A 20,116-nucleotide genomic window follows, 5' to 3' on the forward strand; every position below is an offset into this window, starting at 1 on the left:
CGGACACCTCGCTCATGCGCGCGCCTCCGCCCGGACGGCCCTGGCGTGCGCGGCGACCGTCTCGGCGTCGACGAGTGCGCCGTCGAGCACGGTGGCCGCACCGTGGTGGAACGTCGCGACGACGCGACCCGGCAGCCGCATGCCCAGGTACGGGGAGTTCCGGGACTGGCCGGCGAGGTCGTCGACCGAGAAGTCGCGGACCGCCGACGGGTCGTAGAGCGTGAGCTCGGCCGGCGCGCCCTCGGCGATCCGCTGCCCGTGGCCCTCGACCTGCCCGATCCGCGCCGGTGCCTCGGACAGCACCCGGGCGACGTCGGCCCAGTCGAGCTGCCCGCTGTCGACCACGGCGGCCTGCACGACGCTGAGCGCCGACTCGAGCCCGACCATGCCGTTCGCCGTCGCGGGCCACTCGCAGCACTTCGCCTCGGCGGTGTGCGGCGCGTGGTCGGTCGCGACGATGTCGATGGTGCCGTCGGCCAGGGCGGCCCGGAGCGCATCGACGTCCTCGCGCGACCGCAGCGGCGGGTTCACCTTGTAGCGGGCGTCGTACCCGGCGGCGCCGTCGTGCCCGGCGATGAGGTCCTCGGTGAGCACCAGGTGGTGCGGCGTGACCTCGGCCGTGACGGCGATGCCGCGGGACTTCGCCCAGCGGATCACCTCGACGCTGCCGGCGGTGGAGACGTGGCAGACGTGCAGGCGGGCACCGACGTGGTCGGCGAGCAGGACGTCGCGGGCGATGATCGCCTCCTCCGCGACGGCGGGCCAGCCGGCGAGGCCGAGCTCCGACGACAGCCGACCCTCGTTCATCTGCGCGCCGATGGTCAGCCGCGGTTCCTGCGCGTGCTGCGCGAGGACGCCGCCGAAGCCCTTGATGTACTCGAGCGCACGGCGCATGAGCAGCGGGTCGGCCACGCAGGAGCCGTCGTCCGAGAAGACCCGGACCCTGGCCCGGCTCGTCGCCATCGCCCCGATCTCGGACAGGTGCGTGCCCTGCAGCCCCTGCGAGACGGCACCGATCGGTCGGACGGTGACGTAGCCGGCGTCGTCCCCGAGGGCCTGCACCTGCTCCACCACACCGGCGGTGTCCGCCACGGGGTTCGAGTTCGCCATCGCGTTCACGGCGGTGAAGCCACCAGCGGCCGCGGCGCGCGAGCCGGTGAGGACCGTCTCGGACTCCTCGTGCCCGGGCTCGCGCAGGTGGGTGTGCAGGTCGACGAGACCGGGCAGGGCGACGAGTCCGTCGGCGTCCACGACGGTGGCGCCGGACGCGTCGAGCCCGGACCCGACCGCGGTGATGCGTGCTCCCTGCAGTCGGATGTCGGCACGCGTGCCGTCGACCAGCTGCGCGCCGCGGATGAGGTGGGCGGTCATGCGGTGGTCTCCTTCGAGGGTGCGGCGTTCGTGGTGTCGGAACCGGTGAGCGCGAGGTAGAGCACGGCCATCCGCACGCTCACGCCGTTCGCGACCTGTTCGACCACGGTCGAGCGGGGGTCGTCGGCGGCGACGCCGGCGATCTCGAGCCCGCGGTTCATCGGACCGGGGTGCATGATCAGCGTGCGCTCGGACAGCCGGGCGGCGCGTGCGGCGGTCAGGCCGAAGTGCCGGGTGTACTCGCGCTCGTTCGGGAAGAAGGCGTCGTGCATGCGCTCCTGCTGGATCCGGAGGGTCATCACGACGTCCGGGTCCTCGGCGAGGGCGGCGTCGAGGTCGTGGTGCACGGCGGCACCGAACGGACGCTCCACCGCGGGCAGCAGCGTCGGCGGGGCGACGAAGGTGACCTCGGCGCCGAGCGTGCGGAGGAGCCAGGCGTTGCTCCTGGCCACGCGGCTGTGCAGGACGTCGCCGACGATCGCGACGCGGACCCCGTCGAGCCCCTGGCCCCGGCTCGCGTCCCCGTGCAGGCGGCGCCGCATCGTGAACGCGTCGAGCAGCGCCTGCGTCGGGTGCTCGTGCGTGCCGTCGCCGGCGTTCACCACCGGCACGTCGATCCAGTCGGCGTCGGCGAGCACCCGCGGGGCACCGGACGCGCCGTGCCGCATGACGATGCCGTCGATGCCCATCGCGCCGAGGGTCTGCACGGTGTCCTTGAGCGACTCGCCCTTCGAGACGCTCGACCCCTTCGCGGCGAAGTTGATGACGTCGGCGGAGAGGCGCTTCGCGGCGGCCTCGAAGGAGATCCGGGTGCGCGTCGAGTCCTCGAAGAACAGGTTGACGACGGTCTTGCCGCGGAGCGCGGGGAGCTTCCGGACCTCGCGCTGGTTGACCTCCGCCATCTCCTCGGCGACGTCGAGGATGTGCACGGCCTGGTCGCGGCTCAGGTCCGCGGTGGAGAGCAGGTGTCGCATCACGCCGCCCCCTGCTCGATGACGACCTCGTCGGCGCCGTCGGTCTCGGTCAGGCGGAGCGTGACGCGCTCGTCGGACGCGGTCGGCAGGTTCTTGCCGACGTGGTCGGCGCGGATCGGCAGCTCGCGGTGCCCGCGGTCGACGAGCACGGCGAGCCGGACGGCGCGCGGCCGGCCGATGCCCTGCAGGGCGTCGAGCGCGGCACGCACCGTGCGGCCGGAGTAGAGCACGTCGTCGACGAGCACGACGACCTTGCCGTCGATCCCGCTCGTCGGGATGGTGGTCCGGTGCGGCGCGCGGCCGATGCCGTGGCCGAGGTCGTCCCGGTGCATCGTGACGTCGAGGGTGCCGAGGCGCTGGTCGCGCTCCGCCGCCCACTCGGGCTCGATGTCGGCCAGGACCGACGCCAGACGGTCGGCGAGGACCGCACCCCGGGTCGGGATGCCGAGGAGCACGAGGTCCGAGGCACCGTGGTTGGCCTCGAGGATCTCGTGTGCGATGCGTGTCAGGGCACGCGTGATGTCGGGTTGCTGCAGGACCGTTCTGGTACCCACGTCGACCCCCTTCCCCGCCTCACAGGACGGCATTAAAGGATGCTGACGTGGTCAACCCTAGCGGGACCCGGCGTCCCCTGCGACCGTCCGACCGGACGGTGCACGACCGCCGGAGACAGCTCCGAGCACGCCGTTGACGAACCCGGCGGAGTCGTCCGTCGACAGCGACTGCGCGAGTTCGACCGCCTCGGCGATCGCGACGGCGTCGGGCACCTCCGGGTTGAACCGGAGCTCCCAGACGCCCATGCGCAGGATGCAGCGGTCGAGCACCGGCATGCGCGCGATCGACCAGCCCTGGGCGTGGTCGACGATGACGGCGTCGATCTCGTGACGGGCCTCGTCGACGCCCGTCACGATCTGGCGCGCGTAGTCCCAGCTCGAGGCGCGCTCGGGCTGGTCAAGGTGGCGGACGGTCTCCGTGGCGAGGACGTCCGCGATGGGCAGCTCACGCACCTCGGCCACGTAGAGCATGTCGAGGGCGCGCTTGCGGGCCTTCGAACGAGCACTCATGTGGTCGGCGCCTAGGAGTTGACGCGGCCGAGGAAGCTGCCGTCGCGCGTGTCGATCTTCACCGTGGTGCCGGACTCCAGGTACAGCGGCACCTGGATGCGGTGACCGGTCGCGATGATGGTCGCGTCCTTCGTGCCACCGGAGGAGCGGTCGCCCTGCAGGCCCGGCTCGGTCTCGACCTCGGTCGTGATCGACGTCGGGAGCTCGACGTACAGCGGGTTGCCCTCGTTCATCGCGATGGTGACCATCGCGGACTCGAGCAGGTAGTTCTTCGCGTCGCCGACGACCGTCGCCGAGACCGGGATCTGGTCGTAGGTGTCGGTGTCCATGAACACGTAGGAGTCGCCGTCCTCGTAGAGGAACTGGTAGTCGCGGCGGTCCACGGTCGCGGTGTCGATCTTCGCGCCGGCGTTGAACGTGCGGTCGACGACCTTGCCGGAGACGACGTTCTTGAGCTTCGTGCGGACGAACGCGCCGCCCTTGCCGGGCTTGACGTGCTGGAACTCCACGACCGACCACAGCTGGCCGTCGATGATGAGAACGGCGCCGTTCTTGATGTCAGTGGTACTGGCCATGAGTCTTCGGTGTCCCGTTCGATCGTGTTGTGGAAGGTCTTCGGGCGCTGGGCCCCGGACGAGTGTACCGGACGCCCGCCCGCCGCCCGTGGCGTCGTCAGCGTCGTCGTCGGGCGCGCCACGAGTCGACCGCCGCCCAGCCGAGCAGCACGACGGCCGCTCCCCCGAGCAACGCACCGGCCGCCCCGGTCGACAGGGCGGCGGTCGGGCGGGCCGGGAGCGCCAGGTACACGATCGCCAGGATGCCCGCTCCCGCCCCGAGCAGCACGAGCAGGACGCGCCGGATCAGCCCGCTCACCGTCTCGCGGTCGCGGCTGTCGGCGAACAGCCGGATGTTCACGGTGAACTTCCCGGTCTCGATCGCCTCGCCGATGCGGTCGATGCGGCGCGGCAGCCGACGTGCCGCCGACACGACGCCGATGAGCTCCTTCGCCGCGAGGTCGCGCAGCTTCCCCGGACGCAGTTGATCGGTGAACTGCTGGCGGGCGAGCCCCCGCGACTCCTCGAGCAGGTCGAACGACGGTGCGAGCGTGCGGAGCGTCCCCTCGAAGATCGCCAGTGCGCGGGCCGCCGCGACGAAGTCCGCCGGGGCCTTCAGCCGGTAGCGCCCGAACACCTCGACCGCGTCGTCGACCGTCTCGACGCCGATCCGCGCGCCGGGGCCGAGCTCGTCGGCCACGAAGCGTGCGATGTCGCGTCGGAAGTCGGGCTCGTCGTGCGCGTCGCGCACCGGCGCCATCCGCAGGACCGCGTCGGCGATCCGCGTCGTGTCGTCCTGCAGGTAGGCGACCAACAGGTCCTGCACCGTGTCCCGGAGACCGGGGTCGAGCCTCCCGACCGAGCCGAAGTCGATCAACGCGGGCCGCCCGTCGGGCAGCACCAGGACGTTCCCCGGGTGCAGGTCGGCGTGGTAGACGCCGTCGAAGACGACCTGCCGGAGGAAGGCGCGGAGGATCGCGCGCATCGGCGCGTCGAGGTCGCGGTCCGCGCGCTCGGCGCGGATCGCGCTGAGCGTGTCGCCCTCCAGGAACTCCATGACGAGCACGCGTCGGCCGGACAGGTCGGGGTACGGGTCCGGGAACCGGACCTCGTCGGGGCGGGCGCTGCGGGCCTGGGCTGCGCGGAGCGCGGTGAGGTTCCGCAGCTCCGACACGAAGTCGACCTGCCGGACGAGGTCGTCGGCGTACTGCTGCGCGACCTCCTGCACGCCGACCTGCCGCGCCTCGGACGACCACCGGGCCATGAACCGGACCACCCGAAGGGCGATGTCGACGTCCCGCCGCACCGCGGCGTCGATGCCGGGTCGCTGGACCTTGACCGCGACCGCGGTGCCGTCCTGCAACCGGGCCCGGTGCACCTGGGCGATCGACGCGGCGGCGACCGGCACCGGGTCGAAGGCCGCGAAGACCTGGTCGACCGGGGCGCCCAGTTCCCGCTCGAGCAGCGCGCGCACCTCGTCGACGGGGGCCGCCGTGACGTTGCGCTGCAGGTGCGCGAGCCCCTCGGTCCACTCCTCCGGCAGCAGGTCGTCGCGGGTCGACAGCAGCTGCCCCATCTTCACGAACCCTCCACCGGCCTCCTCGAGCGCCCGGCGCAGGTGCTCGGCCTGGCCCGCACGCAGCGCGGACGTCGCGGGGTCGTGCGAGAAGTCGAGCCGGCGGAAGGGCAGCAGGTGGTGCCGCCGGGCGATCGCGAGCAGTTCGGTGAAGCGACGGCCACGGGCGCGCAGCGTGCCGGAGTCGGTGTCGCGCGGTGCGGAGAGGTCGCTCAGACGGGGTGGGGTGGGCACGCCTGCCACTCTGCTCCCCGGGGCTGTGGCGGAGCTTTCCGCGCCGTGCGGGTGACGCCGGTCGCTCCGTCCTCCACAGACCGGAGGCACGGGCCGGCTCTCCACAGGTCGGGCACCGCGCGCCCCCGGGTCGCGTCGGCCGGGTCAGACTCGGCGCATGGAGACAGCACTGGTCGCGGCGTGCATCGCCGCCGGAGCGGCGATCGTCGCTGCGATCGTCAGTTGGTTCGGGGCGTTCCAGAACCGTCGGACGGCCGATCGTGACCACGCGTGGCGTCGCTTCACGTGGGCGGTCTCGCCGCACCACGACCGGAGAACACACAACATCTCGACAGCTGTGCTCCGCGAGCTGGAGTCCGTAGCGTGGTGGTCGAAGCAAGACCGTCGGCTCGCCGGCCGAGCACTCCGGAGACGAGCGATGTCCGACCGGCCGGACTCCGACGACCAGACGCAGCAGGAAGGACCACGGTGATGTCGATCTTGCGCCCCCTCCCGGATGCACCCGACCTCGACGACGACGACGAGGTCCTCTTCGCGTGGGACAACGGTGCCACCCTCGACGAATGGCGCGAAGCACGACGCACCGGCGTGGTGACCGTCTCGATGCGCGTGAAGTGGTGGTGGCGCCGCACCCGCCGCGTCCTGCGCTGAGCCGTCCGACCGGCTAGACCCCGACCTCCTGGTAGGCGGTGAAGAGCAGGTGGTCCTCGGGGCCCTCGAGGGTTGTCGGCTTCCCGACGCCGTCCAGGATGATGAAGCGCAGCATGCCGGCGCGAGCCTTCTTGTCCCGACGCATCGTCGCGAGCAGCCCCTCCCACCGGCCGAGGCCGTAGGTCGTCGGCAGTTCGAGCGACTCGAGGATCGTCCGGTGGCGGTCGACGGTCGCGTCGTCCAGGTGCCCGGTCAGGCGGGCGAGTTCCGCAGCGAAGACCATGCCGACCGAGACCGCCGCACCGTGGCGCCACTGGTAGCGCTCGGCGTGCTCGATCGCGTGCCCGAGGGTGTGGCCGTAGTTCAGGACCTCGCGGCGCCCCTGCTCGGTGAAGTCGTCGGTCACGACCTCGGCCTTCAGGGCGATGGCCAGCTCGACGACCCGCCGGAACTCGGGTGTGGTCGGGTCCGTCACCCGAGCGACGTCGGCCTCGACGATGTCCAGGATCTCCGGGACGGCGATGAAGCCGGCCTTCACGATCTCGGCGAAGCCCGTCAGGATCTCGTTGCGGGGCAGCGTCCGGACGAGGTCGAGGTCGACGACCACGGCACGCGGTGCCGAGAACGCCCCGACGAGGTTCTTGCCCTCGTTCGTGTTGATCCCGGTCTTGCCGCCGACGCTCGCGTCGACCATGCCGAGCACGCTCGTCGGGACCCCCACGTACGGCACGCCGCGCAACCATGTGGCCGCGACGAACCCCGCGAGGTCGGTGACCGCGCCGCCGCCGAGCCCGATGACGGCGTCGGTGCGGGTGAAGTCGGACTGGCCCATGATCTGCCAGCAGAAGGCGGCGACCTCGACGCGCTTGGCGCCTTCGGCGTCCGGCACCTCGGCGATGAGCGCGTCGAGCCCGGCACCGACCAGGAGCTCACGCAGCTCGTTCGCCCGTGCGCCGAGCGTCGGTGCGTGGACGATGAGGACCTTCGCGACCCGGGGTCCCAGGATCGCGGGCAGCGCGCCGAGCAGGCCGGCACCGACGGCCACGGTGTAGCCGTCCGCACCGCCGACGCGGATCTCGGTGGTCCCTGCGGGCAGGATCGGGTCGGTCACGGTGCTCCTTCGGTGGTGGGGTCGGCGCTCACGCCGGAGGCGGCGCTGCCGCGGTCGTCCCGGCGTCCGTCGCCGCGCAACCAGGCGACGACCTCGTCGACGACGCGGGACATCGGACGCCGCGAGGTGTCGACGACCACGTGCGCGAGCTCGGCGTACGTCGCGGCGCGTTCGTCCATGATCGTCTGCCAGGCGTCGATCCCGCCGGACGCCAGGAGCGGTCGGTCGGAGCCGGCGATGCGGTCGGCGACGGCCTCGGGTGAGACGGTGAGCAGGACGATGCGCGCGCCGACGAGTGCTGAGCGGGTGTCCGCGTGGGTGACGGCTCCCCCGCCGACGGCGATGACGCCGCCGGTGCGGAGCGCGACCCGGACGGCCTCGGCCTCGAGGGCACGGAACGCCGGCTCGCCCTGCTCCGCGAAGATGCCCGGGATCGGGCCGTGCTCGCGGACGATCACGCGGTCGGTGTCGGTGAACGGCACGCCGAGCGCCTTCGCGACGCGCTTGCCGACGCTGGACTTGCCGGCCCCCATCGGACCGATGACGACGACGGGTGCACCGCCGCCGGCAGCGGCACCCGTGCCGGGCGCGGCGCCGTCCGTGGTCACTGGGCGTCGGCCGGTGCCGCCGGCTCCGTCCGACGGGTGCGCAGCGTCTCCGGGATCGAGGCGAGGTACGCGTCGAGGTTGCGCTTCGTCTCGACGACGTTGTCGCCGCCGAACTTCTCGAGCACGGCGTCGGCGAGCACGAGCGCGACCATGGCCTCGGCGACGACGCCGGCGGCCGGGACGGCGCAGACGTCGGACCGCTGGTGGTGCGCGGAGGCCTCCTCGCCGGAGGCGACGTCGATGGTGTGCAGTGCGTGCGGCACCGTGGCGATCGGCTTCATGCCCGCGCGGACGCGCAGCACGGTCCCCGTGGACATGCCGCCCTCGGTGCCGCCGGCGCGGTCGGTCGTGCGGTGGATCTCGCCGTCCTCGCGGTACAGCTCGTCGTGCGCGGCCGATCCGCGGCGGCCGGCGGTCGCGAAGCCGTCGCCGACCTCGACGCCCTTGATGGCCTGGATGCCCATGATCGCGGCGGCGAGGCGCGCGTCGAGCCGGCGGTCCCACTGCACGTGCGAGCCGAGTCCCGGCGGGACGCCGTAGAACAGGACCTCGACGACACCGCCGAGGGTGTCGCCGTCCTTCTTCGCGGCCTCGACCTCGGTCACCATGCGGGCGGAGGTCTCCGCGTCGAAGCACCGCAGCTGGTCGTCGTCGAGGCGGTCGACGTCGTCGGGGAGCGGCAGCTCGGTGCCGTCCGGCACGCGGACTGTCCCGACCTGCAGCGTGTGCGCGACGGACCGCATGCCGAGCTCGGCCAGGAACGCCTTCGCGACGGCGCCGAGCGCGACCCGGGCCGCGGTCTCGCGGGCGCTCGCGCGCTCGAGGATCGGGCGGGCCTCGTCGAAGCGGTACTTCTGCATGCCCACCAGGTCGGCGTGCCCGGGCCGCGGACGGGTCAGGGGCGCGCTGCGGCCGCGGGACATCTCGGTCGACTCGACCGGCTCGGGGTTCATGACCTCGACCCACTTCGGCCACTCGGTGTTGCCGATGCGGATCGCGATCGGGCTGCCGATCGAGTACCCGTGGCGGACACCGCCGGAGACGTGCAGTTCGTCCTGCTCGAACTTCATGCGCGAGCCGCGGCCGTAGCCGAGCTTGCGTCGTGCGAGATCGGCGCGGATGGACGCGAACGACACCGGGACACCCGCGGGCAGGCCCTCGAGCATCGCGATCAGTTCGGGTCCGTGGGACTCACCTGCGGTCAACCAACGAAGCATGGACACCATCCTCCCACAGCCCCGCACGGCGAGACCCCGCAGCACCGCTCAGCGAGACCCCGCAGCACCGTGCTGCGGGGTCTCGTGCGTCACTGGTAGTCGGGGTGGGCGCGGAGCCAGGCCTGGAACTGGTCGACGGCGACGAGGTGTTGGTCGTAGGTGTCCGAGAACACCGTCTCGCCGGTCTCCAGGTCCACCGTGACGAAGTACAGCCACTTGCCCTGTGCCATGTTCGTGACGGCCTTGATCGCCACGTCACCGGGGTTCGAGATCGGTGCCGGCGGCAGCCCGCTGTGCTCGTACGTGTTGTACGGGTTCGACGCGTCGTCGCGCTCGGCGTCCGTCGTCGTCACGCGGTGCGTGTTGCCCGTGCCGTAGGCGACGGTCGCGTCGGACTGCAGCGGCATGTCGATGTCGAGCCGGTTCTGGAACACCCGGGCGACCTTCGGGTAGTCGGCTGCGAGGCCGGCTTCCTTCTGCACGAGCGACGCGAACACGATCGTGTGCTCCTGGTCGGCCTTCCGCACACCGGCGGCAGCCAGGTGCTCCTGCATCGTGTCGACCATCGCCTGGAAGTACTGCTGCGCCGACCAGCCCGGGTTGATCGGGTACGTGGCGGGGAACAGCCAGCCCTCGAGGGTGGTGACGCCGGACGGCAGCCCGTAGGCCGAGACGTCCTTCGCGGCCGCGGCGACCTCGGTCTTCGTCAGGCCTGCCTTCGACACCATGCCGGCCTCGATGTCGGCCAGGGCCGTGCCCTCGGGGATGACGATCGAGGCCTGCACGCGGTTCGAGTCGTCCTGCAGCGCGGCCAGCGCCGACTTGGAGCTCATCTGCTTCTTCATCGCGTACGACCCGGGTTGGAACTGGACGTCCGGGGACGCGAGCAGCAGCTTGTAGAAGACCTTCGAGTCCTTGACGACGCCGCTGCGCTGCAGCGTCGCGGCGACGTTCTCGCCGATGTCGCCCTGCTTGATGGTGATGGTCACCTTGTCCTTGCCGGACCCGGTGTAGTCGTCGGGCTCCTTCGAGCCGCTGAACGCCGAGACGAGCTGCTGCACCTTCGGCGCGGCGAACGCGTACGCGCTCACCCCGCCGGCGAGCACGATCGCGACGATGACGATGCCCGCGATGAGCGGCCCGCGTCGGCGCTTCGGTCGCGGTCCCCGCGGCTGCCGGGAGGCCCGACCGCGTCCGCCACGACCGTCACCGCCGTCGCCACCGTGTCCACCGCCCCCGGTTCGGTCGCCGCCGTCGTTCGCGCCGCCGCCGGCCCCGGCGACCGTCGCAGCCGAGGGGACCTCGCCGGTCAGGAGCGCCTGCACCTCGGGGTGGAGTTCCTCCGGTCGCGAGGCGACCGGCGCATCGGCCGGGGACACCGGCCGGTCGTCGCGCCGCAGGTCGTCGACGCTGTCGGGCTCGTCCCCGCGGACGGTGGCGTCACGCGGGTCGGTGTCCTCGGCGGAGGACCGGCGAGCACGTTCTGCCTCGAGAGCGCGGGCCTCGCGTCGGGACAGCGGACGGTCGGAGGGGGTCCTCCGCCGATCGGGGTCGTCGCCGGGCGCGATGATCGCGTTCCAGTCCAGATCGTCTGTCAACGGTCCTCGGTCTCTCGGTCGGGAACTCCACCTGGGTACCGCCGTCGACGGGTGACGGCAGGACAGCCGGGTGACGGTACGGACAGCCCTGTCAGGGAAGCGTGGCGCCCGGAGGGGCACCGGCACGGCGCTCGTGGTCGAGCGCGTGTTGCAGAATGATAACAGCGGCCGCTTGGTCGATCACGGCTCGGGACTTCTTCGTGTTCTTGCCGGCCTGGTGCAGACCCCGCTGCGCGGTCACCGTCGACAGGCGTTCGTCGACGAGCCGGACCGGTCGGTGGGCAGCGATCCGCGCCGCGAAGTCGCGGGCGTCCGCGGTCGACGGGGTGTCGCCACCGGACATCGACAGCGGCAGCCCGACGACCACCTCGAGCACGTCGTACTCGTCGGCGATCGCGAGGATGCGGCCGAGGTCCGTGTCGTCGTCGCGACGCACGGTCTCGACCGGGGTCGCCAGCAGACCGTCGCGATCGCACACGGCGACGCCGATCCGGGCACGTCCGACGTCCACGCCGAGACGGCGCCCGGACCGGATCGTCACGGTCAGCCCGCGAGCCGCGCGGTCACGGCGCGCAGCGCGGCCGGGAGCGCGGCGGCGTCGGTCCCGCCGCCCTGCGCGAGGTCCGGCTTGCCGCCGCCACCACCGCCGAGCACGCCGGCGGCTTCCTTGGCGAGCGGACCGGCCTGGACCCCGGCGGAGCGTGCGGCGTCGTTCGTCGCGACGATCACGATCGGCTTGCCGGAGACGACCGCACCGAGCACGACCACGGCGGCACCGTCGCCGAGCTGCGACCGGACGCCGGTGGCGAGCGAACGCAGGTCGTCGCCGGACTGCAGGCCGTCGACGGTCTCGGCCACCACGGTCGTCGCGCCGATCGTCGTCGCGGTGCGGGCGATGGAGGGGACGCGCTGCTGCAGGTTCGCCGACTCGTACTCGGCGATCTTCTTCTGCGCGGTCCGCAGGTCCTCCATGAGCGACTGCACGCGGGTGGGCAGGTCGGCACGGGGGGCCTTCAGCGCACTCGAGAGCTGCGACACGATGGTGCGTTCCACCGCGAGGTCGCGGAAGCCCTCGAGCCCGACGAGGGCCTCGACGCGTCGGTTCGTCGAGCCGACGCTCGACTCCCCCACCAGGTTGACGAGGCCGACCTGGGCGCTCGACGCGACGTGCGTGCCACCGCAGAGCTCGCGGGACCACGGGCCGCCGATGTCGACCATGCGGACCTCAGCGCCGTACTTCTCGCCGAAGAGCGCCTGCGCGCCGAGTGCCTTGGCCTCGTCGATCGGCATGACGCGGGTCGTGACCTCGAGGTCGGTGCGGATCGCGGTGTTCACGACCTCCTCGATCTCGGAGCGGGTCGCGAGCGAGATCGGCTGCGACCACGAGAAGTCGAGCCGCATGTAGCCGGACTTGTTGTACGAGCCGGCCTGCAGCGCCTCCGGCCCGAGGATGTCGCGGAGCGCCGCGTTCACCAGGTGGGTCGCGGAGTGCGCCTGGGTCGCGCCGCGGCGGTACTCGGCGTCGACGACGGTGCTCGCCGCGTCGCCCACGCCGACCTCGCCGGAACGGACCTGCACGGTGTGGCTCCAGAGTCCGGCGACGGGACGCTGTACGTCGAGGACCTCGAGGTCGAAGCCGTTGCCGACGATCGAGCCCTGGTCGGCGTCCTGGCCTCCGGACTCGGCGTAGAGCGAGGTCTCGCCGAGGACGACCTCGGCGATGTCGCCCGCGACCGCTCGGTCGACGCTGACGCCACCGACGATGATGCCGAGCACGGTCGTCTCGGCCTCGAGCGCGTCGTAGCCGAGGAACACGGTCTCGCCCTGCGCCCGGAACGCGCTGTAGACGCTGAGGTCGGCGATCGCGGTCTTCTTGCTCTTGGCGTCGGCCTTGGCGCGGGCGCGCTGCTCCGACATGAGGGTCTCGAAGGCGGTGCGGTCGACGTGGACGCCGGCCTCCTCCGCCATCTCCATCGTCAGGTCGATCGGGAACCCGAAGGTGTCGTGCAGCAGGAACGCGGTGTCGCCGCCGATCGAGGGCGCGCCGTCCTGCTTCGCCCGCTCGACCGCGACGTCGAGGATCGTCGTGCCCTGCGCGAGGGTGCGGAGGAAGGTCTCCTCCTCCGCGTAGGCGATGCGGGCGATCCGGTCGTAGTCCGTGCCGACCTCCGGGTACGCGTCGCGCATCGCGTCGCGCGACGCCGGGAACAGCTCGGGGAACGTCGCGGTCTCGACGCCGAGCAGGCGCATCGCGCGCACGGTCCGGCGGAGCAGGCGGCGCAGGATGTAGCCGCGCCCCTCGTTCGACGGGCTGACCCCGTCCGCGATGAGCATGAGCGAGGACCGGACGTGGTCGGCGATCACGCGCATCCGGACGTCGTCCTCGTGGTCGGCGCCGTAGCGTCGGCCGGAGATCGCGGCGGCACGGTCGAGGACCGGGCGGACCTGGTCGATCTCGTACATGTTGTCGACGCCCTGCTTGATGAACGCGACGCGCTCGAGGCCCATGCCGGTGTCGATGTTCTTGTTCGGCAGCTCGCCGGTGATCGCGAAGTCGTACTTCGAGCGGACGTCGGCGATCTGATACTGCATGAACACGAGGTTCCAGATCTCGACGTAGCGGTCGTCGTCGGTGGCGGGACCGCCGTCGACGCCGTACTCCGGGCCGCGGTCGAAGAAGATCTCCGAGCAGGGGCCCGCCGGACCGGGCTGCCCGGTCGACCAGTAGTTCGTGTCCTTGCCGAGCCGCTGGATGCGCTCGTCGGGCAGCGAGGAGTGCTGCTTCCAGAACCCGATCGCCTCGTCGTCGTCCTCGTACACCGTGACCCACAGGTCGTCGGCGGAGAAGCCGAGGCCGCCGTCGGACTCGTCGTTCGTCAAGAACTCCCAGGCGAACTGGATCGCCTGCTCCTTGAAGTAGTCGCCGAACGAGAAGTTCCCGTTCATCTGGAAGAACGTGCCGTGCCGCGGGGTCTTGCCGACCTCTTCGATGTCGTTCGTGCGGATGCACTTCTGCACGCTCGTGGCACGCGGGTACGGAGCGGGGACGAGCCCGGTCAGGTACGGGATGAACGGCACCATGCCGGCGACCGTGAACAGGAGCGACGGGTCGTCGGAGACGAGGGACGCGGACGGGACGACGGTGTGGCCGCGGTCACCGAAGTACTGGAGCCAACGGCGGCGGATCTCTGCGGTCTGCATGGTGCTTCCTGGGTTCAGGTCGTGGGCGGGAGGAGCGACGGGCCGGCCGGGTGCCGGTCGGCTCAGGCGTCGGTGCGGAGCTCGGCCTCGCGTGACCGGTAGCCGTCGGCGACCGCGCCGGTGAAGGCCTTCGTCCGGGCGTCGACCTCGGTGAGGAACCGTGCGCCACCGGGGGTCCGGGTGACCTGGGTCGCGACGGCGGCCCCGATGACGACGCCGACGACGACGAAGAACAGCTGCTTCACGGTGCCTCTCCCTCTCTGCACCCCGGCGGTGCATGCCGCGACAAGCTTAGCCGTCGGGCCCGGGACGCCGAACGGCGGGCCGTCCTGGAGAGGACGACCCGCCGTTCGGGTGCGATCAGGAGATCAGCGAGCTGCGTAGTACTCGACGACGAGCTGCACTTCGCAGGTCACGGGGACCTCGGCGCGCTTCGGGCGACGCACGAGGCGGGCCTGGAGCTTGTCGATCTCGACCTCGAGGTAACCCGGGACCTTCGGCAGGACCTCCTGGTGACCACCGGCAGCGGCGACCTGGAAGGGCTCGAGCGACTCGGAGCGCTGCTTGACGTGGATCTGCTGGCCCTCCTTGACGCGGAAGGAGGGGCGGTCGACGAGCTTTCCGTCCACCAGGATGTGGCGGTGCACGATCAGCTGACGGGCCTGCGCGGTCGTGCGGGCGAAGCCGGCACGGAGCACGAGGGCGTCGAGGCGCTGCTCGAGGAGCTCGACCAGGTTCTCACCGGTCAGGCCCTTCGTCTTGCGGGCCTCTTCGAAGACGATGCGGAGCTGCTTCTCGCGGATGCCGTACTGGGCACGCAGACGCTGCTTCTCACGGAGACGGACGGCGTAGTCGCTGTCCGCGCGGCGACGGGTGCGACCGTGCTCGCCGGGGCCGTAGGGGCGCTTCTCGAGGTAACGGGCCGCCTTCGGCGTCAGCGGGATGCCGAGCGCGCGCGAGAGGCGGGTCTTGCTGCGGGTACGTGACTTGGTAGACACAGGGTCCTTTTCTCTGTTCGAACTGGGTGGTCGCGGGCATCGCACGAGTGGTCACGGCCTGGCCGTGCACGCTCGAACCCGACGACGGGATCCAGAGGGATGAGCCTGTGGGATCGGACGGCTACAGTCCGAACCTCTGTCCGCGTACCACCGGAGTGGCACTCTGTCCTCGATGCAGCCGAGCCCGAGGACCAGGACGTAGGCCCGTCAACGATAGCAGCATCCGGGCCGGTGCAGAAGCACCGCGTCAGTGCCCGCGCGTGATCTTCCGGAGCCGTTCGAGGCGCGGCCCGACCTCGCGTTCGTAGCCGTTCGTGGTCGGCGTGTAGTACTCGGTGCCCTCGAGGGCGTCCGGCAGGTACTGCTGCTCGGCGACCCCGTGCTCAGCGTCGTGCGAGTACACGTAGCCCTTGCCGTGGCCGAGCCGCTTCGCCCCGGCGTAGTGCGCGTCGCGCAGGTGCATCGGCACGGTGCCCATGCGCCCGGCCTTGACGTCGGCCATCGCCTGGTTCACGCCGTTGTAGGCGGCGTTCGACTTCGGGGCGGTGGCCAGGTAGACCACGGCCTCGGCCAGCGGGATGCGACCCTCGGGCATGCCGATGAGCTGCACCGCCTGGGCTGCAGCGACGGCGATGGGGAGCGCCTGCGGGTCGGCCATGCCGATGTCCTCGGAGGCCGAGATGATGATGCGCCGGGCGATGAACCGCGAGTCCTCGCCCGCCTCGATCATCCGCGCCAGGTAGTGCAGCGCCGCGTCGACGTCGCTCCCCCGCACCGACTTGATGAACGCGCTGATGACGTCGTAGTGCTCGTCGCCCTGCCGGTCGTACCGGAGCAGCGCGCGGTCGACGGCCGCGGCGACGGTGTCCGCGTCGACCACGGGGACGGTGTCGTCCTCGTCGTCCTGGGCCGCGGTGGCGGACGCCGCTGCTGCCTCGAGCGCGGTGAGGGCACGTCGGGCGTCCCCCGAGGCCAACCGGATGATGGCGCCACGGGCCTCGTCGCCGAGCACGACGGCGCCGCCGAGCCCGCGCGGGTCCTCGACCGCGCGGTCGACGAGCATGCCGAGGTCGGCGTCGGTGAGCGGCTTGAGCGTCAGGAGCAGCGAACGGGACAGCAGCGGGGAGATCACCGAGAACGACGGGTTCTCGGTGGTGGCGGCGATGAGGATGACCCACCCGTTCTCGACCCCGGGCAGCAGGGCGTCCTGCTGGGCCTTGCTGAAGCGGTGGATCTCGTCGAGGAAGAGGACGGTCGTCGATCCGTACAGGTCGCGGTGGGTGAGGGCCTTCTCCATGACCTCGCGCACGTCCTTCACGCCGGCGGTCACCGCGGACAGCTCGACGAACTCGCGCCCGGACTGCCGGGCGATCGCCTGCGCCAGGGTCGTCTTGCCGGTGCCGGGCGGTCCCCAGAGGATCACCGAGACACCGCCGGGGTTCTCACGCGTGCCGGACGCCAGCTGCACGAGCGGCGACCCGCGCCCGAGCAGGTGCTGCTGCCCGGCGACCTCGTCGAGGCTGGTGGGGCGCATCCGGACCGCGAGCGGGACGGAGCCCTGCGCGAGACCGGCGCGACCACCCGTCGTGGGGGCACGCATGCCCGAGTCCGCTGCCATCCTGCAATCGTAGGCCGGTCCACCGACGCCGGCCGCGCCTCCCGGTCGGTCACGGTGACCGTTCGGATACGCTCGTCGCACACTGCGAGGAGAGGGCAGACCAGCACCGTGGCACCGAAGAACCCAGCGCGTGACAACCGCGAGGCGCGCGAGCGCCTCCGCCTCTACCAGGCCCGCCAGGGGCTGCACGAGCGGCAGCGTCGCCGCCGGAAGCGGGACGACCTGCTCGGCGTCGGTGCGCTCGTGCTGGTCGCCGCCCTGGCGACCGGGTCGCAGCTCGCCTTCGCGGGGTCGCAGGGGAACGGGCCGGCGGACGCCGGCGCGAGCGCCACCGCCACACCGACGCCCTCGGCGAGTGCCGCGGCGGCGAACACGGGCGACGTGCCGAGCAAGGAGATCGCGAAGGGCGCGACCTGGACGGGCTCGCTCACGCTGAACGGGTCGATCGACCTCGGCATCGAACTGGACGGCGCGAAGGCCCCGCAGGCCGCGAGCGTCGAGATCTCGTTGATCAAGGAGCAGTTCTACAACGGCACCTCCTGCCACCGGCTCGCCGACAGCGACGGGCTGGAGTTCCTGCAGTGCGGCTCCGCCAACGGCGACGGCACGGGCGACGCCGGGTTCCAGTACGGCCCGCTCGAGAACGTGCCGAGCGACGGCGTCTACGACGAAGGCACCATCGCGATCGCCCGGTCCGACTCGCCGTACTCGCAGTCGACCCAGTTCTTCATCGTCTACGGCGACACGCAGCTCAGCGGGGCGACCGGCGGCTACACCGTGGTCGGCAAGGTGACGAGCGGCCTGTCCGAGCTGCGGTCCGAGATCGCGGACAAGGGCATCTCCTCGCCCGGCGACGACGGCACCGGGGAGCCGAAGGTGGCCACCACGATCACCGCGGCGACCATCACGCAGGAGAAGTAGTCCACAAGCAGGCACCGGCGGCGGACCGACGACCCCGTCCGTGCAATAGGCTGACGACCTGACCGTGCCGACGGGGACGTCGGCGATGCACGACCACGATCGAGGCGAGACCTGTGGCATCTGACGAAGCAACGACCTGGGGGCGGGTCGACGAGAACGGGACCGTGTACGTCCGGTACGACGAGACCGAGCGTGTCGTGGGCGAGTACCCGGACGCCACCCCCGACGAAGCCCTCGCCTACTTCGCGCGGAAGTACGCCGACCTCGAGGGGCAGGTGAAGATCGCCGAGCAGCGCGTGCAGCGCGGTGCCTCGGCGAACGACGTCGCCCGCACCGTCGAGCACCTGTCCGCCCAGGTGGCCGAGGCCCGCGTCGTCGGCGACCTGAAGTCGCTCGAGACCCGGGTGGCGGCGCTCTCCGAGCAGCTCGGCTCCCTCACCCAGGCGCAGGCGCAGCAGGCCCAGCAGGCCCTCGACGACGCCCTGGCGCACCGCACCGCCCTGGTCGAGGAGGCCGAGGCCCTGGCCGCGGTCGACCCGGCCCGCGCGCAGTGGAAGCAGATCACGGCGCAGCTCGACGACGTGTTCGCGCGGTGGCAGCAGCACCAGCACGACGGCCCGCGGATCCCCAAGAACGAGGCCAACGAGCTCTGGAAGCGGTTCCGCGCCGCGCGCTCGACGGTCGACCAGCACCGTCGTGCCTTCTACTCGGAGCTCGACGCGCAGCACCGCGACGCGCGGTCGCGCAAGCAGGAGCTCGTCCAGCAGGCCGAGGCGCTCGCGCCCCGCGGTTCGGACGCCATCCCGGCGTACCGGCAGCTGCTCGACGAGTGGAAGAACGCCGGCCGCGCCGGCAAGCGCCACGACGACACGCTCTGGGCACGCTTCAAGGCCGCCGGTGACGTGCTGTTCGAGCAGCGCCACGCCGAGAGCGCCGCCGAGAACGAGGAGTTCTCGGCCAACCTCGAGGCCAAGCAGGCCCTCCTGGTCGAGGCCGAGCCGCTGCTGCAGGCCACCGACCGTGTGTCCGCCCGGAAGACCCTGACCGGCATCCAGCGTCGGTGGGACGAGATCGGCAAGGTCCCCCGCGGGGACGTCCGCCGCGTCGAGGACCGCCTGCGTGCCGTCGAGGACCACGTCCGTGGCCTCGAGGACGCGCACTGGAAGGAGTCGAACCCGGAGCGCAAGGCCCGTCAGACCGGGCTCGCCAGCCAGCTCGAGGACGCCATCGGCAAGCTCGAGTCCGAGCTCGCCGCCGCGCAGGCCACCGGCGACGCCCGCAAGATCAAGGACGCGCAGGAAGCGCTCGACGCCCGCAAGATCTGGCTCGACGCCCTCGGCAACTGAGCCGTCCCCCACGAAGGCCCTCCACGCAGGACGCCCCGCGACCGATCGGTCGCGGGGCGTCCTGCGTGGTGGGCCCGCCGCCGTCCCGGCGAGGCTCCGCCCGGCTCAGACCGGCGCGGGCAGTCCGAGCAGCAAGCGGATGTCGAGGTCGTCCTGCCGCATCTGTGCGGCGAGCTCGTCCATCGACGAGAACTTGACCATCCCGCGCACGTACGACACGAAGAGCACCGAGATCCGGTCGTCGTACAGGTCGATGTCGACGTCGAGCAGGTGGGCCTCGATCTGCTTCGCGGGCACGCCCTCGAACGTCGGGTTGTTGCCCACCGACACCGCCGCCGGGTAGACCGTGCCGTCGTGCAGCACGCGCGCTGCGTACACGCCGTCCGCCGGCACGAAGCCCTCGCACGCCGGGTCGAGGTTGGCCGTCGGGTAGCCCATCGCCCGACCGCGCTGGTTGCCGTGCACGACGGTGCTGCGGACGGCGTGCTCGCGGCCGAGCAGCCGCGCGGCCTCGGCGACGCGGCCCTGCCCGAGGAGCTCGCGGATCCAGGTCGAGGAGACCCGGCGTTCGCCGTCCGGGCGGACGTCGTCCACCAGGTCGACGTCGTCGATGAGCTCGACGGTGAAGCCGTGCTGCTCCCCCAGTGCCCGCAGGAGCGTCACGTCGCCGGCGCCCTTCGCGCCGAAGCGGAAGTCGCTGCCGACGAAGACCAGGCGTGCGTGCAGGGTGTCGACGAGGACCTCGGACACGAAGGCCTCTGGCGCCTTGGACTGCAGGGCCTCGTCGAAGCGGAGCAGCAGCGTGGCGTCAACCCCGGCCTCGGCGAGGAGCTCGCGGCGCTGCGCCGTGCTGGTGAGCGCCGGCGGCACGTGCGGCGGGTCGATGACGTTGAGCGGGTGCCGGTCGAAGGTCACCACGGTGGACACCAGGCCGTGCTCGCGTGCGGCACGCTCGAGGTGCGCGATGACCGCACGGTGCCCGACGTGGACGCCGTCGAACTTGCCGATCGTCACCGCGCTCGGGCCGAAGCCGTCGGCCACGTCGGCCGGGTCGTCGTAGTACTGCACGGGGGC

The 20,116-nt window shown here is 71.9% G+C and carries 20 protein-coding genes; 4 read left to right on the top strand and 16 right to left on the bottom strand.

Annotation, left to right across the window (positions count from 1 at the left end; genetic code table 11):
* Nucleotides 1-12: 12 nt before the first annotated feature.
* From BIU97_RS04290 to BIU97_RS04315, 6 genes are all read right to left on the bottom strand, one after another.
* Nucleotides 13-1,371, bottom strand: a complete 1,359-nt coding sequence (locus BIU97_RS04290) for a dihydroorotase (RefSeq protein ID WP_071297133.1) — start codon at nt 1,369-1,371, stop codon at nt 13-15.
* Complete coding sequence (locus tag BIU97_RS04295) at nt 1,368-2,345, bottom strand: aspartate carbamoyltransferase catalytic subunit (protein WP_071255788.1); 978 nt, start codon at nt 2,343-2,345, stop codon at nt 1,368-1,370. Before BIU97_RS04295 ends, BIU97_RS04290 begins: the two co-directional genes overlap by 4 nt.
* Entirely contained in the window at nt 2,345-2,932 is a 588-nt protein-coding gene (gene pyrR, locus BIU97_RS04300; protein WP_071255790.1) for a bifunctional pyr operon transcriptional regulator/uracil phosphoribosyltransferase PyrR, read from the bottom strand. The genes BIU97_RS04295 and pyrR overlap by 1 nt, the downstream gene beginning before the upstream one ends.
* Nucleotides 2,933-2,956: 24 nt before the next feature.
* Nucleotides 2,957-3,409, bottom strand: a complete 453-nt coding sequence (gene nusB, locus BIU97_RS04305) for a transcription antitermination factor NusB (RefSeq protein WP_071255795.1) — start codon at nt 3,407-3,409, stop codon at nt 2,957-2,959.
* Nucleotides 3,410-3,420: 11 nt separating this feature from the next.
* Nucleotides 3,421-3,984, bottom strand: a complete 564-nt coding sequence (efp, locus tag BIU97_RS04310; RefSeq protein WP_071255797.1) for an elongation factor P — start codon at nt 3,982-3,984, stop codon at nt 3,421-3,423.
* A gap of 97 nt (nt 3,985-4,081) precedes the next feature.
* Complete coding sequence (locus tag BIU97_RS04315) at nt 4,082-5,773, bottom strand: ABC1 kinase family protein (RefSeq protein ID WP_139195891.1); 1,692 nt, start codon at nt 5,771-5,773, stop codon at nt 4,082-4,084.
* 157 nt (nt 5,774-5,930) lie between these two features.
* Here BIU97_RS04315 and BIU97_RS04320 point away from each other — a divergent pair, with 157 nt between their 5' ends.
* The gene (locus BIU97_RS04320) at nt 5,931-6,245 is read left to right on the top strand and encodes a hypothetical protein (protein ID WP_071255801.1); all 315 of its coding nucleotides are present in this window, start codon (nt 5,931-5,933) and stop codon (nt 6,243-6,245) included.
* Nucleotides 6,245-6,424: a hypothetical protein gene (locus tag BIU97_RS04325; RefSeq protein ID WP_071255804.1), complete on the top strand. Its 180-nt coding sequence runs from the start codon at nt 6,245-6,247 to the stop codon at nt 6,422-6,424. Before BIU97_RS04320 ends, BIU97_RS04325 begins: the two co-directional genes overlap by 1 nt.
* 13 nt (nt 6,425-6,437) lie before the next feature.
* On the opposite strand, the gene aroB is transcribed toward BIU97_RS04325, so the two are convergent.
* The 9 genes from aroB to BIU97_RS04370 form a co-directional block, all read right to left on the bottom strand.
* Complete coding sequence (aroB, locus tag BIU97_RS04330; protein WP_175472116.1) at nt 6,438-7,535, bottom strand: 3-dehydroquinate synthase; 1,098 nt, start codon at nt 7,533-7,535, stop codon at nt 6,438-6,440.
* A complete protein-coding gene (locus tag BIU97_RS04335; RefSeq protein ID WP_071256435.1) occupies nt 7,532-8,068 on the bottom strand; it encodes a shikimate kinase in 537 nt (178 codons plus the stop codon). The genes aroB and BIU97_RS04335 overlap by 4 nt, the downstream gene beginning before the upstream one ends.
* A 71-nt stretch (nt 8,069-8,139) precedes the next feature.
* Nucleotides 8,140-9,360, bottom strand: a complete 1,221-nt coding sequence (gene aroC, locus BIU97_RS04340; protein WP_071255808.1) for a chorismate synthase — start codon at nt 9,358-9,360, stop codon at nt 8,140-8,142.
* A gap of 89 nt (nt 9,361-9,449) precedes the next feature.
* Nucleotides 9,450-10,958: an endolytic transglycosylase MltG gene (gene mltG, locus BIU97_RS17495; protein ID WP_175472405.1), complete on the bottom strand. Its 1,509-nt coding sequence runs from the start codon at nt 10,956-10,958 to the stop codon at nt 9,450-9,452.
* Between the two features lie 91 nt (nt 10,959-11,049).
* A complete protein-coding gene (gene ruvX, locus BIU97_RS04350; RefSeq protein ID WP_071256450.1) occupies nt 11,050-11,493 on the bottom strand; it encodes a Holliday junction resolvase RuvX in 444 nt (147 codons plus the stop codon).
* A gap of 8 nt (nt 11,494-11,501) precedes the next feature.
* Complete coding sequence (gene alaS, locus BIU97_RS04355; protein ID WP_071297134.1) at nt 11,502-14,159, bottom strand: alanine--tRNA ligase; 2,658 nt, start codon at nt 14,157-14,159, stop codon at nt 11,502-11,504.
* 62 nt (nt 14,160-14,221) lie between these two features.
* A complete protein-coding gene (locus BIU97_RS04360) occupies nt 14,222-14,404 on the bottom strand; it encodes a hypothetical protein (RefSeq protein WP_071297135.1) in 183 nt (60 codons plus the stop codon).
* Nucleotides 14,405-14,527: 123 nt separating this feature from the next.
* Complete coding sequence (rpsD, locus tag BIU97_RS04365) at nt 14,528-15,157, bottom strand: 30S ribosomal protein S4 (protein WP_071255814.1); 630 nt, start codon at nt 15,155-15,157, stop codon at nt 14,528-14,530.
* A 247-nt stretch (nt 15,158-15,404) separates the two neighbouring features.
* Nucleotides 15,405-16,757: a replication-associated recombination protein A gene (locus tag BIU97_RS04370; RefSeq protein ID WP_083404655.1), complete on the bottom strand. Its 1,353-nt coding sequence runs from the start codon at nt 16,755-16,757 to the stop codon at nt 15,405-15,407.
* 126 nt (nt 16,758-16,883) lie between these two features.
* On the opposite strand from BIU97_RS04370, the gene BIU97_RS04375 reads away from it, so the two are divergent.
* Both BIU97_RS04375 and BIU97_RS04380 read left to right on the top strand, forming a co-directional pair.
* Nucleotides 16,884-17,696: a peptidylprolyl isomerase gene (locus BIU97_RS04375; protein ID WP_071297136.1), complete on the top strand. Its 813-nt coding sequence runs from the start codon at nt 16,884-16,886 to the stop codon at nt 17,694-17,696.
* 113 nt (nt 17,697-17,809) lie between these two features.
* Complete coding sequence (locus BIU97_RS04380; RefSeq protein ID WP_071297137.1) at nt 17,810-19,042, top strand: DUF349 domain-containing protein; 1,233 nt, start codon at nt 17,810-17,812, stop codon at nt 19,040-19,042.
* Between the two features lie 105 nt (nt 19,043-19,147).
* On the opposite strand, the gene BIU97_RS04385 is transcribed toward BIU97_RS04380, so the two are convergent.
* Nucleotides 19,148-20,110 carry a bifunctional riboflavin kinase/FAD synthetase gene (locus tag BIU97_RS04385; protein ID WP_071255820.1) on the bottom strand — a complete coding sequence of 321 codons (963 nt, stop codon included), beginning with the start codon at nt 20,108-20,110 and terminating at the stop codon, nt 19,148-19,150.
* Nucleotides 20,111-20,116 lie beyond the last annotated feature (6 nt).

Source organism: Curtobacterium sp. MCBA15_009 (assembly GCF_001864895.1).
Taxonomy (GTDB): domain Bacteria; phylum Actinomycetota; class Actinomycetes; order Actinomycetales; family Microbacteriaceae; genus Curtobacterium.

Coding starts and splice junctions, on each gene's coding strand:
- BIU97_RS04290 (WP_071297133.1), bottom strand. CDS start 1,371: ATGACCGCCCACCTCATCCGCGGCGCGCAGCTGGTCGACGGCACGCGT.
- BIU97_RS04295 (WP_071255788.1), bottom strand. CDS start 2,345: ATGCGACACCTGCTCTCCACCGCGGACCTGAGCCGCGACCAGGCCGTG.
- pyrR (WP_071255790.1), bottom strand. CDS start 2,932: ATGCCGTCCTGTGAGGCGGGGAAGGGGGTCGACGTGGGTACCAGAACG.
- nusB (WP_071255795.1), bottom strand. CDS start 3,409: ATGAGTGCTCGTTCGAAGGCCCGCAAGCGCGCCCTCGACATGCTCTAC.
- efp (WP_071255797.1), bottom strand. CDS start 3,984: ATGGCCAGTACCACTGACATCAAGAACGGCGCCGTTCTCATCATCGAC.
- BIU97_RS04320 (WP_071255801.1), top strand. CDS start 5,931: ATGGAGACAGCACTGGTCGCGGCGTGCATCGCCGCCGGAGCGGCGATC.
- BIU97_RS04325 (WP_071255804.1), top strand. CDS start 6,245: ATGTCGATCTTGCGCCCCCTCCCGGATGCACCCGACCTCGACGACGAC.
- BIU97_RS04335 (WP_071256435.1), bottom strand. CDS start 8,068: ATGGGGGCCGGCAAGTCCAGCGTCGGCAAGCGCGTCGCGAAGGCGCTC.
- aroC (WP_071255808.1), bottom strand. CDS start 9,360: ATGCTTCGTTGGTTGACCGCAGGTGAGTCCCACGGACCCGAACTGATC.
- alaS (WP_071297134.1), bottom strand. CDS start 14,159: ATGCAGACCGCAGAGATCCGCCGCCGTTGGCTCCAGTACTTCGGTGAC.
- BIU97_RS04370 (WP_083404655.1), bottom strand. CDS start 16,757: ATGCGTGCCCCCACGACGGGTGGTCGCGCCGGTCTCGCGCAGGGCTCC.